This window comes from Bacillus sp. 2D03 (assembly GCF_003946765.1).
GTDB lineage: Bacteria > Bacillota > Bacilli > Bacillales > Bacillaceae_G > Bacillus_A > Bacillus_A cereus.
On record NZ_RPSJ01000016.1, the window covers coordinates 1 to 15,619 of the forward strand.

The window sequence follows — 15,619 nt, forward strand, 5'->3', positions numbered from 1 at the left end:
CTACAGCTTTAAATCCTGCAAAGTGAATAACTGCTTCAATTGAATTTTCTTCAAAAATTGCGTCAAGCGCTTCGCGATTTAAAACATCTTCTTTATAAAACTTAAATTGTTTTCCTGTTATTTCTTTTACTCGATTTATAGATTCTACCGAGCTATTCGAAAGATTATCCACTACTATAACTTCGTAACCGCTATTTAGTAATTCTACACATGTATGACTACCAATATATCCTGCTCCACCTGTTACAAGTACTGCCATAATTACAAACCTCCCCATTACTACATATCCTTATAATAAGCATGTAAACATTAACCTAGCTAGAATTTAAAATAGCTAGGTTAATAAAAAATTTCTTTATTTATAAAAATTAGTCTTACAGATTCTCATCCTATAAATTACCCACTAATTATAAAGAAACTTTTTCACGAACTACAGCTGGTCTTCCTACGGAATAATAGTCTACATTAAACTTTTTCACATATTCTAAACCATGGCAATTACGACCATCAAAAATAATAGGTTGTTTCATTAATTTGATATACTGTTCAATAGGGAATTCTTTTATATCATCCCATTCAGTTACAATAAGTGTTACATCGGCATTTTTAACTGCTCCTGCAACAGAGGACACATATTGAACCTCATTAGGTAATACTTTCTTTGCATTTTCAGTAGCAATTGGATCATAAGCTACGACCTTCGCACCCATTTTTACTAAATCATTTGCAATAACAATAGATGCCGCTTCTCTCATATCATCAGTATTTGGTTTAAAAGCTAAACCAAGCATAGCCACTTGTTTTCCTTCCATATCACCTAATACATTTTTTATTTTTTCAACGAGCGATGCCTGCTGATTATTATTTACTGTAATAACTGATTTTAACAGATCAAAATCATGCTCAACATTACCAGCAATTTGTATTAAAGCATGTGTATCTTTTGGGAAACAAGAGCCCCCATATCCGATACCTGCTTTTAAAAATTGTGTACCAATCCTTTTATCTAATCCCATACCATTAGCTACATGTTCTACATCCGCACCTAACTTTTCGCAAATATTAGCAATTTCATTAATAAAGCTAATTTTTGTAGCTAAGAAAGCATTTGCTGCATATTTAATCATTTCTGAACTTCTAATTGTTGTTTTAAAAACAGGAACATTAAAAGGTTTATTCACTTCTTCCATAACATCGGCAGTTTTAGCATCATTAGCCCCAATAACTATACGATCTCCATAGAAACTATCGTGAATTGCAGAACCCTCTCTTAAAAATTCCGGATTCGATACCATGCTAATTTTCACATCTGCTTTCAAATTTTGCTGAATTAAATTTTTAACATGATCATTTGTGCCAACTGGGACCGTACTTTTAATTACTACAATCGAATCTTTTTTTAGATTATTAGCAATATCTAAAGCAACTTGCTCAATATATTGTAAATTAGCTGAACCATCTATTTGCTGCGGTGTACCTACTGCTATATAAATAACATCTGCTTCTTCAATCCCTTGGCGACAATTGGTTGTAAATAACAATCTATTATCATTAATATTTTTACTCATCAACTCATCTAAACCGGGTTCATATATTGGTGAAATACCTTCTTTCATTTTCGCAACTTTATTCTCATCGATATCAATACAAGTTACACGATGTCCAATATCTGATAAACAAACCCCTGTTACTAGCCCTACATAACCTGTTCCGAAAATAGCAATATTCATTTTTTATCCTCCTTATTTATTAACAATAAAAAAAGCCCCTTGAAGAAAAAGGCTTTTAAAACTTATTTAACAAAATGTTTTACAACTCCATTTAGGGCATAATTTATAAAGCACCATGCAGATTTTAGGATACTTAACCCTTCAATTTCCCTATATAATTTCCAATTCATTTTAGCCATTTTGAACTTTTTACTAGAAATAGAGTTTTCAACTTTTCTATACTTAGATAAAACTTCATCTAATCCATAGGCATAATGACCTTTTCTTAATATTTTTAACCATGTTGCAGTATCTTGGCGGGTCCTAATGTTAGGCATTTGTACTTTCCCTAGCTTCTCAATATCCAACATCACCGTTAAACAACCGATTATTGTATTTTTTAATAATCCATTATAATTAATTTTTTCTGGCACATGTACAATTTTATCAGTAAGGGTACCATCTTGATTCATAATTTGATAACCCGTAAACGAAAAAGCTACATCATTATTCTGCATAAAAGTCAATTGTTTTTCTAATTTTTCGGGTAGCCATAGATCATCGCTATCTAAAAAAGCTACATACTTCCCTCTTGCATTATTAATGCCCGTGTTTCTCGCAATTGCTGCTCCACGATTTTCCTGCAATTCAATTAATCGTATACGATTATCTTTCTTAATCTCTTCTTTTATTAATTCACAAGTATTATCTTTTGAAACATCATCTATAATAATCATTTCCCAATTTGTATAAGTTTGAGATTGGACAGATTGGATTGTTTCTTTAATAAAAGAACTTGCATTATATGATGGGGTAATAATTGACACAAGTGATTGATTCCCTATTTCAATCTCACTTAGATTCATTTCCATTTCAATACTACTCCTTCAGATCTTCTTTGATATTTTCATCAAAATTTTAACAGCTCTTTAAAACTTTTGATGAATGAGCGAATTGGTTTTTCAGTTAAATGGAATTTTTTTACAAAGAAAATTATTAGCATACATATAGCTGGAATAGTTCCTCTCATCCTTTTAAATAATGGTCCTTTTCCTGTAAAAGTATTCGAATCAATTAGTTTATTTTCTGATGTTTTCTTTTTATGAAAAACAATAATTTGATTAACATAAGCTATACTATATTTCTGTTTCAATAAATCTGCGAGCAAGATATTTTCTTCCCCAGATGGATATTTTGCCCCAAGACCAAATCTCTCATCAAACTTCAAATCTCCAATATCAATTTTATTTAAATTAATAAAGAACTCTATTGATGAAATTTTTAAAACCCCGCGAATACCTAATTTTTCTATAGGAGCTTGTGGATATTCTTTATAATATTGTTGAATTTCGGGGTCAAATATCTGAAAACTTAGCGCGTCGATATCCCTATATTTAAATCCTTCAACAACCGTTTCAAATGCATTTTTAGGATACCAGCAGTCATCATCAGAGAACGTAACAATACCATTATCCACATATTCTAAACCTTTATTTCTTGCATGAGATAACCCTTTTTTGCTTAATATAACATGATGGTAATTAAACTTATATTTCATTAATAAACTGCTAATTCTATCATGATTTTCTTGAGACACAATAATAACTTTAATATTATTAATAGTTTGCTCTTCTAAACTATTAAATAAGCGTTTAATATACTCAATTCTATTTCCTAATGTGGGTACTATAACATTAACTAGATATTCATTGCCCAATTTTCTCACCATACTTTTATCACTTAATTAATAACGCTCCATAATTCTTTATATTGCTGACGTATATCCTGCCAAGTATTATTTTGAGCTATTTTCTTAGCACTGATACTTAAATCCTCTTTAATATTAGGATTATCTAATATTAAATTAATCCTTTCAGACAGTTCCTCATCATTATTTATAATAAAGTGTTCTAATCTTGTATTTTTAAGCAAATAATTCATCTGAACATCTTTACTTACTATAACTGGTGTACCAACAGCTAATGCCTCTAATGGTGCTAAGCCAAAAGTTTCATATAAGCTATTTTGGATATAAAGATTTGAATAATAATAAGCACTTATCAATTCACTTTGATTTAAATTACCTATATATATAACCTTTTTAGGATTCATCATATTCATTACCTTGTCATGAACATTTCCCTTTGGCCCAGCAATTACTAAGATAAAATCATCCCTTTTTATATCATTCACAACTTTAACTAATTGTTCAATTCCTTTGTACTTAAAAGTTCCACAAGCAGTAAATATAATCTTTTTTCTTTTTTCTAAAGGAATAAGTTCGTTAAAAATATTTTTGTCTGGCTTTATAGTCAGAAATTTTTGGGAAACGCCATTTGGAATAACTTTCAATTTCTTTTTTGGTATTTTATAATCACTTATAATCATTTCCTTTAACCCTTCTGACACGCATATAATACCATCTGCAAGCTTCAAAGTAATAAATTCCGCCATTTTACAAGAAATTCTCTGATTAGAGAAGTGCAAATTTTCCCGCGATACTAAGCCATTTGCGGTATAAAGAATATTCTTTCCTAATATTTTCCCTATTATAACTAACAATGCATTTGATCGTGTAAAACCAAATATATGCAAATTACTTACATCTCTAGAAAATATCCCTTTTATACATGCTCTTATATCCCTTCCTAAAACAATTATATCCTCATTATCTATATCATTAACAATACTGTTGAACACCTTTTGTGGACCAGACATTTCTTTTTCTATGTTCTCTACTTTAACCCCTATTACTAAAGTTTTTTGCAACAGGATCTCCTCCGTTCTCTCTTTTAATTAAATCACTACCTAACTTTATTGTAGTAAATATAAAGAAAAACCATAAAAAGTTCAGATAATTATTTCTTAATAAAGAGAATTCTGTACCCTGATGGAATAAAATAGCCACTATTATTGCAATATTTCCAGAATACATGAGCCACTGATTTTTATACTCTAAGTTGTTCTTGTATTTTTGAAACTGTTGAATTAAAATCCCTAATGTACAACAGACAAAAAATAGAAATAATCCTAAACCGATAACCCCTATCTCAGCTGTAATACCTAAATATAGACTATGTGCATGATTTACTCCAACATTCATTTCTCTTAAAAACTCTTGACTAGAATTAAATCCTATCCCCAAAAAGAAATGGTTTGAAATAACATCGGCTAATAAATCCCATGCTTTTCCTCTTCCTGCCAAATCTAAGCTTAATCGCTGGTTACTTCCCTGTAATAAAAGGGCTATTATTCCTCCTGCAAAAACACTTAGAATCAAAGATATTCTCATGAATTTCCAAATGTTTTTTCTTAAACGGTTCATTCCCCTACTATTATTTAACCAAAAGAACAGAAATAAGAAGATTCCAAATGCCAATATCCCTGTCCTTGAATATGTTAAAAACAAGGCATAACATTGAATTAAAAATGATATTATAAAATAGAAAGTTTTTATTGACTGTCTTAAAAACAAAATCAGAGTGGTCGCTAATGATATTAATAGTATGTATGATAATATGTTAGGATTTCCTGTAATAGATGAAAATCTCAGTGTCGCTCCTGAATAATAAACTGCCTGTTCTATTCTTATAGGACCTAAGGTAATATAATTTAGTGAATATTCGTCATTAAACCACATCATTAATCCAAAAATTTTAATAAATATCATTAGGGTAGCTAAAAATAAACCTACTAACATTTGAATTTTATAACTAGCAATCAATGTTTTTTCAATCATTCGATCTACATTAACAATGTATGCCATTGCGAAAATAGGACCAAAAATTATAAATGTTCTCCATAAAGTTTCAAATTGTATTTCACTCCAAAAACTTGAAATAGCACAGTAAAGACCTAAGACATATAAACAGCCCATTGATTGCAAATATTCTTTAGTAAAATTAGCATTTTTACTATTTAAAAAATTAAATACCCACAGCACAAAAATAATTAAAAAATTAACATAATAACTATATGGCGCTTTTATTAATGGTTGCATGCTATTTACTACCGGCACATATAAAATGAATAGTGAAATTAACATTATGAAAATAGAGTTATAAACATAAGAATTCTTACTATCCATCTTTTGAAGTACAAAACTTTTGTCTTTCATATTTTAACCTCTACTTTTAATAAATTTCCCTAGTCTGTATTTTAAGACCTTTGGTAAACGGCTTATTAATATTAAAATCACCTTAGGATTTAAATATATATTTTTCACTATACCCTTAATATCTTTTTCTTTTATTTTTTCAATGAAGCTATAATATAAATTTAGATTTGAGAGTCTTACCATCCTACATTGCAATTGATTAATTAATTTTTTATTCCCTTGAAATTTTTCATGCTTTAACAGTTCCCTATTTGCTTGTATTAACTGTTGGATTCTCTTTGTCTTTTGTCTTGTAAGAGAATCTCCCCTCTGCCTATAAAAGTATAACGGTTTATTATAAAAATAACATTTATTAGACTCGCATAGTACCTCAAGATAAAAAACATAATCTTCCCCAAATATCAATTGATCATTAAATCTTATATTTTTTTTCTCCAATAGATTTCTTTTTATTATCGGTTGCATTCCTAAATCTAACTCTACTAATAACTCTGGAGTAATATTAAGGCTAGATTCAAGTTTTTCTTTGTAATTTTGACATTGTGTTGCATACGGACTTACATGCCCATCATATATTAGGAAAATATCATCAAATACCATGTCAGCTTCTTTAATTCTAGCAAAATTAAGCAACTCTTTTATTCTTTCTTGATCCCACCAGTCATCTCCATCTAAAAAGGCTATCCAAGTACCTTTTGCTTTAGAAATCCCAAAGTTTCTCGAATAAGCAGGACCTTGGTTAGACCCATTTTCATATAGCTTTATCCGCTCATCTTGTAAAGATTGAATGATTTCAACTGTTTTATCCCGTGATCCATCATCAATTACTATAACCTCTAATTGCTTAAAACTCTGATTAAGTACTGAATTTAACGCTTCCTCTATATATTCTTCTACATTATAAGTGGGAATTATTATAGATATCTCAGGAACAGACATTTATAGCCTCCTCTACATAATAGATTTCTTTTTTTGAATCATATTTTTTATTAAATCTTTTTCTGATAGAATAACAATTAAAACAATGAGATAACTTATTACTAATGAGATAAATATATTAATATTTCCTAGGAATAATTTATTTATGACATACAAAAAAATTAAACTTAATAAACTTTTAGAACTACCCCTAAACACGGTAAATATTCCCTGCTTATTAAAAATTATTAAACCCAGTAATAGTACAATCTCTATTAAAACAGCTGCAATTGCTGCTCCTAAACTACCGTATAACTTTCCAAAATACGAGTACGCAAAAATACCTGTCCCAAAACTAATTAATAATGCAATAGATCTATATTTTTGCAAACCTTTAGTTGTTAAACTATCCGCTAAAGGAAAGTTAATTGATTGAATAAAAACAATAATAGATAAAATAGAAAGAGTTTTAGCAATTCCTATCCAGTTTTCCCCTAACAGGAAAACTGAAATTTCTTCTGGAAATAGTATTATGGGTAGAACCATAATTAAAGACAATAAAGTCATTAACTTAATTTCGATAACTATTACCTCTCCATGTTTTTTTAGCTCACTTCTATCAATAAGCTTAAACAAAACTGGGTAAAAAGCTGCTGCTACAATACCTGGAATTTGATATAGAACAGAGGGGATACGTAATGCAGCGTTAAAATAGCCAACCTGTTCTAAACTAGATACCTTTTCTAAAGCAATAGGTCCCATTAAAGGCATAAGTATTGTTAAAAAAGCAGTTAACGTAAAAGCACTTAACCCATTTAAAATAGAATTATCTAATCCTTTATGCAATTTAATTTTATTAATGACAAAAGAGATACTTATAATACCCCCTAAAATACTACATAGCCCATAAGTTAAGGCTACCATTAAAAGACTATATCCAAAATAAACTCCAATAAGAAGACCTATGACAGAAATTAAGCCTGCCATGATTCGAATAATTGCAGTATATTTCATTTTTTCGATAATTTGATAATATACCGCTCCTACATTTTGTAGTGCTGCACCAAATATTGTAGGGATTACCATCAAGAAAATTACTTGTTTCATTTCTTTCTGACTATACATAAAATTCACTAGAATAAATACAATTACAGAGGAGAATATACAAATGAATAATCTTGTTACCAAATAGCTATTTAAAAGTTTAGATATATCTTTATCAGCTTTGGTACCCTCCCTAATAAATGTATGAGTTAATCCTAGATCTGTCATTGAACTTGCAAAAGTGGAAAATACTAATGCAATACTTAAAATACCATATTGTTCTGCCCCAAGATACCTAGCTATAACAATTGCTGAAATGGCGGTTAACATTCGTACCATCACATTTCCTACAAATAAAAATGAAGCATTTTTAAGAATTAATTGTAAGTTCATACTAATACCATCCTGTATTTATAAGATACATTATCTAGCTCCATCACCTGTGCATACTACCTTAATAGTCTTTAATATAATTTTAAAATCCAACAATAAACTGGAGTTGTTAATGTAATATATATCTAGCCTCAACTTTTCTCTCGGTGTAATTTCATAACCACCATTTACTTGTGCCCATCCTGTCAGTCCTGGTTTTACCTCTAGTCTCTTTTTAAAACCTGGAATTTCACGCTCAAATTTCTCAGTAAACATAGGTCTTTCCGGCCTTGGTCCTACAAGAGACATTTCACCTTTTAAAATATTAAATAATTGCGGTAGCTCATCAATCCTCGTCTTACGAATAAATAATCCTATCTTTGTAATACGTGGGTCATTCTTCTCTGCCCATTTTGCACCATTTTTTTCTGCATCATTTCTCATAGAACGTAATTTAATAACATTAAACTTCCTTCCATTTATACCCAATCTTTCCTGTAAATAGAAAGGTGATCCTGGGGATTCTAAAATAATTAGTAAACTAAATATCAATATAACAGGTGCCAATATAATCAAGCCTAGTAAAGCGAATATAACATCTAATATATACTTACTCCCTAAATATAACTTGGATTGTCTATTTTCAACTTGAAAGATTTGATCATCTGATGTAACTTGATATTCTCTCGCTATATTTTCACCAGTCTTCATATTCCCTCTCCCTTATAATCTTATTCATTGATTTCTTTATGTACTAAATCATTCATATATTTTATTAATTGCTTTTTTAATTCCTTATGCTGTAATGCCACCTCAATTGTCGTCTTAATAAACCCCAATTTCTCACCAACATCATAACGCTTTCCTTCAAAATCATATGCAAATACCCGTTGAATTTCATTTAATCGTTGAATTGCATCTGTCAACTGAATTTCCCCACCAGCACCTGTTTGTTGATCTTCAAGGAGCATAAAGATTTCTGGTGTTAATACGTAACGTCCCATAATTGCTAAATTTGATGGCGCAGTTCCTTGAGCTGGCTTTTCAACAAATTGGCGTACTTGATAACGGCGATCATTCCGTTCAACTGGATCAATAATACCGTAACGATGTGTTTCATTTTCTGGTACTGTTTGTACACCGATAACGGATGATTGTGTACCTTCATATTGATCCATTAATTGACGTAAACATGGCGTTTCTGCTTGTACAATATCATCACCAAGTAATACCGCAAATGGCTCATTTCCAATAAATTTACGCGCACACCATACCGCATGCCCAAGGCCTTTTGGTTCCTTTTGTCTTATGTAATGAATATTAATTTTTGAAGATGCTTGTACTTTTTCAAGAATTTCATACTTTCCTTTTTCTAAAAGGTTTTGTTCTAGTTCGAAAGAATGATCAAAATGATCTTCAATAGCGCGCTTTCCTTTTCCAGTAACAATAATAATATCTTCAATTCCCGATTCTATCGCTTCTTCTACTATGTATTGAATTGTAGGCTTATCAACAATAGGTAGCATTTCTTTCGGCATTGCTTTTGTTGCTGGTAAAAACCTTGTTCCCAGTCCCGCAGCTGGAATAATTGCTTTTCTTACTTTTTTCAAATCTAGTACCCCCAAATATTATTATTATTATATCCATATGTAACAATAACAAAAACCCTACTTATAGGGTCGTCTTTACAACTCCATAAGTAGAGTTTCTAAAATAAATAAATTATGGGCATCTAACCCATCCTCACGTCATACTCCCGACGACAAGCGTCTAAGGTAGGTTCGAAATAAAAATTTCTACCCACAGCACGACCGAGTGCCCCCGTTGATAACGGTTAGGAGACATCACCAATTCTTTATTTAAAAAATACCAAATAGTTTTTTACGACGTATTTGTTCTGGATCTTCTTTATAAATTGCTTTGCCGCTAATTAATAAATATGGATTTTCTTTCAAATCACTCATAACATTCATTCCAAATTCTTTCTCAATTAGTTCATAGCTTTCCGCTAAATGAAATCCTCTTGACGTTGTGTTATGCGCATCTGATGCGATCATATGTGTTAAATTATGTTCCACAAGCTGTAATGAGAATTTTTTAATCTTTTTACCAAATTTCCCAAGCAAACTACCTGCTGTCACTTGTGTTAATGCACCTTTATTTACAATGTTATATAACTTATCTGGCCGCTCGATTAACTCGGCATTACGTTCTGGATGAACAATAATTGGAATCATTCCTTTTACACGTAATTCGTATAATAATTGTTCGGCATAACGTGGTACGTGATTCGATGGAAATTCAATGAATATGTATTTATTTGTTTCATTTAAAGTAACGATTTTACCAGCTTCATAGTCTTCTAATAAATCACCATATAATCTGACTTCTTGCCCAGGTAAAATGGTAAGTGGAATATTATGTTGTTGTAGTTCATCATTTAGTTGTTTTACGTGATGAATAATTGAGGTACGTTCATTTACATATTTGCCATTTTGATGGTGCGGCGTTGCGACAATTGTATGTATTCCTTCTGAAACGGCTTGTTGTGCCATCGCTAAACTATCGGTCACTGTCTGTGCACCATCATCGATACCAGGTAAAATGTGACAATGTAAATCTATCATTTGTTTCATCCTCCCTCTCTCCTATAAAAATCTTTTTTCCCTTGAATATGAGATATTGCTCATATTCAAGGGAAAAAAGGAGATATGTTTTTATCATATCTCACTTTAAAATTAGTTTGCACCGTAGTAATAATATAAGCCGTTTTCACGTTCACGATCGTTTAGAACAACGCCCAACAATTTACCTTTAGCCGATTCTAACAATCCTTTTGCTTTTACTGCTGTCTCTTTCTCTGTTGATTCACTACGAACAACAAGAATAGAAGCATCACATACATTTGCCATAATTTGTGCATCTGTTACAGCTAAAATTGGCGGCATATCAAAAATAACTAAATCATACATACTGTATGCTTGTCCGAGAAGTTCTTTCATTGACTTTGAACCTAACAATTCGGCCGGGTTTGGTGGAATTGGACCACAAGCTAAAAAATGTAGATTATCAACTAATGATGTTTGCACACAATTTTCTAAACGTTCACTATGTGTTAGTACGTTCGTTAGTCCGAAAATATTATCTACTTGGAACATTTGATGCATTGCTGGTTTACGCATATCTGCATCAATTAATAATACTTTTTTTCCTTGTTGAGCAAACACAACTGCCATATTCGCTGTAGTTGTTGTTTTCCCTTCACTTGGGTTTGCAGACGTGACCATTAATGAATGTAAATTCGTATCAATAGCTGCAAATTCAATATTCGTTCGAATATTACGATATTGTTCTGAAATTGGTGATTTCGGTTGCTGATGAGCAATTAATTGACGACGTTGACGATGATTCTTTTTCTTTTTAAATAAATTAAGAGCCAATTGTTTGTCCCCTCACTTTTCTTGATGATGGAGCGTGTGATTTCACGTTCATTGTTTCTTCATCCATACGAGCTACAATCCCTAATACTGGTAAGCCAAGTAAGCTTTCTACATCTTCTTCCTTTTTCACTGTGTTATCTAAGTACTCTAGTAAGAATGCAAGACCAACTGAAGCCATTAAACCAACAACGAAAGCGATTGCCACATTTAACATTGGACGTGGTTTAATTGGAGATTGATTTTCTGCAACTTCTGCTTTAGATAATACTGTTACGTTATCAACGTTCATAATTTTTGCAACTTCACCTTTAAATACATCTGCAGTTGCATTCGCAATATCGCGAGCTAGTTTTGGATCTTTATCTTCAGCTGTTACAGAGATTACTTGTGAATCCTTTTCATTAGCAACATTAATCTTTCCTGTTAGCGCTTGAGATGTCATATTTAAATTTAATTTTTCATTCACTTGTTCTAAGATTACTGGACTTTTAATGATAACCTTATATGTATTCGTTAATTGAATATTCGTTTGAATTTCACCAGCTTGGAACATTGCACCCTCTTGCTTCTTCTGATTAACAAGAATTTGCGTCGAAGATTGATAGATTGGTGTCATGAAGAAAAAGCTAATGATAGCACTTACAATAGCTGCACCAAATGCAATTACGAGGATCATTGCTAAACGTTTTTTTAAGATATGAAATAACTCTTTTAAACTAATTGTTTCTTCCATAAGTTCCTCCAACTTTCTAAAATTTACACATAGGAAAAATTATAACATATAAATCTTACATTTTTTATTTTTAATAATTCAGTTCTATATTTGTTCACAAGAAACAAGTTTAATCTTACAAAATAATCGTAAATATGACAACACATTCCAATGATTCCCCAAAAATTTTATCATATCATGCTTTTTACAATGTATAACTTGATAAATAATTATCAGAAAACAAAAAAGCCAACAAAAATTTTTGTTGGCTTTTTCATATTTTAGTAATAACCATACTGCTCTTTTTCTTCTCTTTTATCGTTCAAAACAACACCTAGTAGTTTGCCTGATGCTTTATCTAATATTTGTTTCGCTTTTACGATTTTATCTTTTTCTGTCTTTTCACTTCGTACAACGAGTACGATTCCATCACATTTATTCGCAAGTATTTGTGCATCTGTAACCGCAAGGACAGGTGGTGTGTCGATTAATATAATATCAAACATGTTATATGCTTCTAGCAACGCCTCGTCCATTGCCCGGCTCCCTAATAGTTCTGCTGGGTTTGGCGGGATTGGACCTGCTGCCATTAAGTATACGTTCTCTATATCTGTTTTTTGAATGCATTGCATAAGTTTTGCTTGTCCTGATAATAAGTTCGTTAACCCATTTGAAATATGAATGGCAAATAAGTTTTGTATCGTCGGCTTACGCAAGTCAGCTCCAATTAATAAAACTTTCTTTCCTTGTTGTCCGAAAACAACTGCTAAGTTTGAGATTGTTGTTGTTTTCCCATCACCTGGATCGGCTGAAGTAACAATAATAGAACGAACATGATTATCTACAGATGTAAACTCAATGTTTGTACGAATGTTACGGTATTGTTCTGTAATACGCGATTTAGGCTCTTTATGTGTAATTAATTGTCGTAATGGTTTTCTTTTCTTTCTCCCGAACATATTCATAATCTCCTTTTGTGAAATGCGACATTTCCCTTTTCTCTCTCTTATGCTCGATTTCATACGTCTAATTAATATTCTTGCTGATTTCCCCACATTTCATCATAATCAATAACATTCTACTTTGTCTTATTTAAGTACCTTAACAATATGACAATGCCCTTATCTCTTTATTACCTTTATCACTTATCCTATTTTCTAGATAAATAACAAAGTAAGTATATGGTAATTACCATCTATTTACAAGTTATTTTCTGATTATTTTGTATATTATCGTTTCATCGTTATATAGCAGAAATTAAAAAATCCCCTTGTTTTTTCACAAGGAGATTTTTTAGTACTATCTATTCTTTTTTATCACCAATCGCAAATGTAATTTCTGCCTCACATGCAACTTCACCATCTACTGTTGCGATTGCTTTTCCTTTTCCAATTGGGCCGCGTACGCGTGTCATTTCTACTTCTAGACGAAGCTGATCACCTGGGCGTACTTGTTTTTTGAAACGGCAATTGTCGATACCTGCAAAGAAAGCAAGTCTTCCGCGGTTTTCTTCTTTCTTTAATACTGCAACTGCTCCTACTTGTGCTAATGCTTCTACAATAAGTACACCAGGCATAACTGCATAGTCAGGGAAGTGTCCGTTAAAGAATTCTTCGTTTGCGGATACATTTTTAATCCCAACCGCTCTTTTACCTTCATCTACTTCTAATATTTTATCAACAAGTAAAAATGGATAGCGGTGAGGAATGATTTCTTTAATTTGTTCTATATTTAGCATGTAACAATCGCCCCTTTTGTAATATTGGTCTTACCACTTGGACATATTGCTATTATCCCATTTTGTTTATTGTTTGTCATTACAAAGTAACATTTTATATTTAGCACAACTTCCTAAAAAAAAATGCACACACTCTATTCCATTAAAATAGTTGCACATTTTTGCAACTGACACGGAGGTGGAAAAGAGTGTATGCCCAAATTAGGGAAAGGCAATATGTATTGAAACATTATTTGCCTTAATGTCGTATTCGACTCATTATATTATAAACGTTTTCAATTAAGGAAATATTAAATTTAACCATATATATGAATATTTTACCTGTTTCCTTCATATTTCTCTATTTTCCTTCCATTTTCGCAAAAAAACAAAATAAAAAAATATAAAAACGAAAAAAAGAACTAAGGCACCAGCCTTAGTTCTTTCAAATTATCTCAAAGCACGCTTTGGTAATCTGTCGATATTCTCTAACATAATACCTGTACCAACCGCAACGCAGTGCATTGGGTTTTCAGCAATTAATACTGGTACTTTTAGTTCTTCTGCTAGAAGCATGTCGATACCGTGTAGTAAAGCTCCACCGCCTGTTAGAATAACACCGCGGTCGATGATATCTGCAGATAGTTCTGGTGGTGTGCGCTCTAATACGCCTTTTGCAGCTTGTACAATAACAGCTGCATTTTCTTTTAATGCTTCTGTAATTTCTTCAGAGCATACTGTAATTGTACGTGGTAAGCCTGTTACCATGTCACGTCCGCGAATTTCAAGTTCTTCGCTACGTGCACCTGGGAATACTGTACCAACTTTAATTTTAATATCTTCTGAAGTACGTTCTCCAATTAATAGCTTATACTTACGTTTAATATAGTTTAAGATCTCCATATCAAACTTATCGCCAGCCATTTTGATAGAGGAAGAGGTAACAATATCACCCATAGATAGTACAGCGATATCTGTTGTACCTCCACCAATATCAACAACCATGTTACCGCTTGGTTGGAAGATTTCCATACCAGCACCAACTGCGGCTACTTTTGGTTCTTCTTCTAAAAATACTGTTTTACCACCTGAACGTTCAGCAGCTTCACGAATTGCTTTTTGTTCTACCGATGTAATATTTGTTGGACAACAAATTAAAATACGAGGTTTTGAAAAGAAGCTCTTTACGTCCAATTTGTTAATGAAATACTTTAACATTGCTTCTGTAATTTCGAAATCTGCGATTACACCATCTTTAAGTGGACGAATTGCTACAATATTACCAGGCGTACGTCCCACCATGCTTCTCGCTTCTTCACCTACTGCTAATACTTTACCACTATTACGATCAATTGCCACAACAGATGGCTCATTTAATACAATACCCTTACCTTTAACATGAATTAATACGTTAGCCGTACCTAGGTCAATTCCGATATCTCGCGCAAACATTCCCGTTTTTTCCTCCTCGATATTCAAAATCAGGTTACACCCGAATTCTTTTCACCTAATTTCTGATTTTATCATAAATTTAACAGAAACGTAATATTCGCAAAAAGAATTCTTCTGAAAAATATTACCGAATGTGAA

Annotated in this window: 16 protein-coding genes; all 16 read right to left on the minus strand. The window is 31.8% G+C overall.

The window, feature by feature from the left end; genetic code table 11:
- Positions 1–259, minus strand: a 259-nt coding sequence (locus EBQ15_RS26890) for an SDR family NAD(P)-dependent oxidoreductase (protein WP_125653123.1), incomplete at its 3' end; no start/stop codon positions are given.
- 148 nt (positions 260–407) lie between these two features.
- The gene (locus tag EBQ15_RS26895) at positions 408–1,730 is read right to left on the minus strand and encodes a UDP-glucose dehydrogenase family protein (protein WP_001017335.1); all 1,323 of its coding nucleotides are present in this window, start codon (positions 1,728–1,730) and stop codon (positions 408–410) included.
- Positions 1,731–1,792: 62 nt separating this feature from the next.
- On the minus strand, positions 1,793–2,581 hold the full coding sequence (locus EBQ15_RS26900; protein WP_000425725.1) for a glycosyltransferase family 2 protein: 789 nt from the start codon (positions 2,579–2,581) through the stop codon (positions 1,793–1,795).
- Between the two features lie 38 nt (positions 2,582–2,619).
- Positions 2,620–3,438 (minus strand): glycosyltransferase family 2 protein, encoded by an 819-nt coding sequence (locus tag EBQ15_RS26905; RefSeq protein ID WP_000251819.1) that lies wholly within the window; start codon positions 3,436–3,438, stop codon positions 2,620–2,622.
- A gap of 11 nt (positions 3,439–3,449) precedes the next feature.
- Positions 3,450–4,478, minus strand: a complete 1,029-nt coding sequence (locus EBQ15_RS26910; protein ID WP_001173036.1) for a glycosyltransferase family 4 protein — start codon at positions 4,476–4,478, stop codon at positions 3,450–3,452.
- A complete protein-coding gene (locus EBQ15_RS26915) occupies positions 4,450–5,826 on the minus strand; it encodes an O-antigen ligase family protein (RefSeq protein WP_000653503.1) in 1,377 nt (458 codons plus the stop codon). The genes EBQ15_RS26910 and EBQ15_RS26915 overlap by 29 nt, the downstream gene beginning before the upstream one ends.
- 3 nt (positions 5,827–5,829) lie before the next feature.
- Positions 5,830–6,765, minus strand: coding sequence for a glycosyltransferase family 2 protein (locus EBQ15_RS26920; RefSeq protein WP_000115837.1), 936 nt, complete (start codon positions 6,763–6,765; stop codon positions 5,830–5,832).
- 12 nt (positions 6,766–6,777) lie between these two features.
- Positions 6,778–8,181: an oligosaccharide flippase family protein gene (locus EBQ15_RS26925; RefSeq protein WP_001053220.1), complete on the minus strand. Its 1,404-nt coding sequence runs from the start codon at positions 8,179–8,181 to the stop codon at positions 6,778–6,780.
- A 30-nt stretch (positions 8,182–8,211) separates the two neighbouring features.
- Positions 8,212–8,871, minus strand: coding sequence for a sugar transferase (locus EBQ15_RS26930; protein WP_000847749.1), 660 nt, complete (start codon positions 8,869–8,871; stop codon positions 8,212–8,214).
- 20 nt (positions 8,872–8,891) lie between these two features.
- Positions 8,892–9,770 carry a UTP--glucose-1-phosphate uridylyltransferase GalU gene (galU, locus tag EBQ15_RS26935; RefSeq protein ID WP_000757796.1) on the minus strand — a complete coding sequence of 293 codons (879 nt, stop codon included), beginning with the start codon at positions 9,768–9,770 and terminating at the stop codon, positions 8,892–8,894.
- Positions 9,771–10,019: 249 nt separating this feature from the next.
- A complete protein-coding gene (locus EBQ15_RS26940; protein ID WP_033683991.1) occupies positions 10,020–10,787 on the minus strand; it encodes a tyrosine-protein phosphatase in 768 nt (255 codons plus the stop codon).
- A gap of 111 nt (positions 10,788–10,898) precedes the next feature.
- Positions 10,899–11,600, minus strand: a complete 702-nt coding sequence (locus tag EBQ15_RS26945) for a CpsD/CapB family tyrosine-protein kinase (protein WP_001207156.1) — start codon at positions 11,598–11,600, stop codon at positions 10,899–10,901.
- Entirely contained in the window at positions 11,590–12,333 is a 744-nt protein-coding gene (locus EBQ15_RS26950) for a YveK family protein (protein ID WP_000393137.1), read from the minus strand. Before EBQ15_RS26950 ends, EBQ15_RS26945 begins: the two co-directional genes overlap by 11 nt.
- A gap of 260 nt (positions 12,334–12,593) precedes the next feature.
- Positions 12,594–13,271: a CpsD/CapB family tyrosine-protein kinase gene (locus EBQ15_RS26955; protein ID WP_000467952.1), complete on the minus strand. Its 678-nt coding sequence runs from the start codon at positions 13,269–13,271 to the stop codon at positions 12,594–12,596.
- A gap of 344 nt (positions 13,272–13,615) precedes the next feature.
- Entirely contained in the window at positions 13,616–14,050 is a 435-nt protein-coding gene (fabZ, locus tag EBQ15_RS26960) for a 3-hydroxyacyl-ACP dehydratase FabZ (protein WP_000931959.1), read from the minus strand.
- Between the two features lie 429 nt (positions 14,051–14,479).
- Entirely contained in the window at positions 14,480–15,481 is a 1,002-nt protein-coding gene (gene mreB, locus EBQ15_RS26965; RefSeq protein ID WP_000457978.1) for a rod shape-determining protein, read from the minus strand.
- Positions 15,482–15,619: the final 138 nt, after the last annotated feature.

Excerpts from the sequence above, each read along its gene's own strand:
- EBQ15_RS26895 (WP_001017335.1), bottom strand. The coding sequence starts at position 1,730 with ATGAATATTGCTATTTTCGGAACAGGTTATGTAGGGCTAGTAACAGGG.
- EBQ15_RS26900 (WP_000425725.1), bottom strand. The coding sequence starts at position 2,581 with ATGGAAATGAATCTAAGTGAGATTGAAATAGGGAATCAATCACTTGTG.
- EBQ15_RS26905 (WP_000251819.1), bottom strand. The coding sequence starts at position 3,438 with ATGGTGAGAAAATTGGGCAATGAATATCTAGTTAATGTTATAGTACCC.
- EBQ15_RS26915 (WP_000653503.1), bottom strand. The coding sequence starts at position 5,826 with ATGAAAGACAAAAGTTTTGTACTTCAAAAGATGGATAGTAAGAATTCT.
- EBQ15_RS26920 (WP_000115837.1), bottom strand. The coding sequence starts at position 6,765 with ATGTCTGTTCCTGAGATATCTATAATAATTCCCACTTATAATGTAGAA.
- EBQ15_RS26925 (WP_001053220.1), bottom strand. The coding sequence starts at position 8,181 with ATGAACTTACAATTAATTCTTAAAAATGCTTCATTTTTATTTGTAGGA.
- EBQ15_RS26930 (WP_000847749.1), bottom strand. The coding sequence starts at position 8,871 with ATGAAGACTGGTGAAAATATAGCGAGAGAATATCAAGTTACATCAGAT.
- EBQ15_RS26940 (WP_033683991.1), bottom strand. The coding sequence starts at position 10,787 with ATGATAGATTTACATTGTCACATTTTACCTGGTATCGATGATGGTGCA.
- EBQ15_RS26950 (WP_000393137.1), bottom strand. The coding sequence starts at position 12,333 with ATGGAAGAAACAATTAGTTTAAAAGAGTTATTTCATATCTTAAAAAAA.
- EBQ15_RS26955 (WP_000467952.1), bottom strand. The coding sequence starts at position 13,271 with ATGTTCGGGAGAAAGAAAAGAAAACCATTACGACAATTAATTACACAT.
- fabZ (WP_000931959.1), bottom strand. The coding sequence starts at position 14,050 with ATGCTAAATATAGAACAAATTAAAGAAATCATTCCTCACCGCTATCCA.
- mreB (WP_000457978.1), bottom strand. The coding sequence starts at position 15,481 with ATGTTTGCGCGAGATATCGGAATTGACCTAGGTACGGCTAACGTATTA.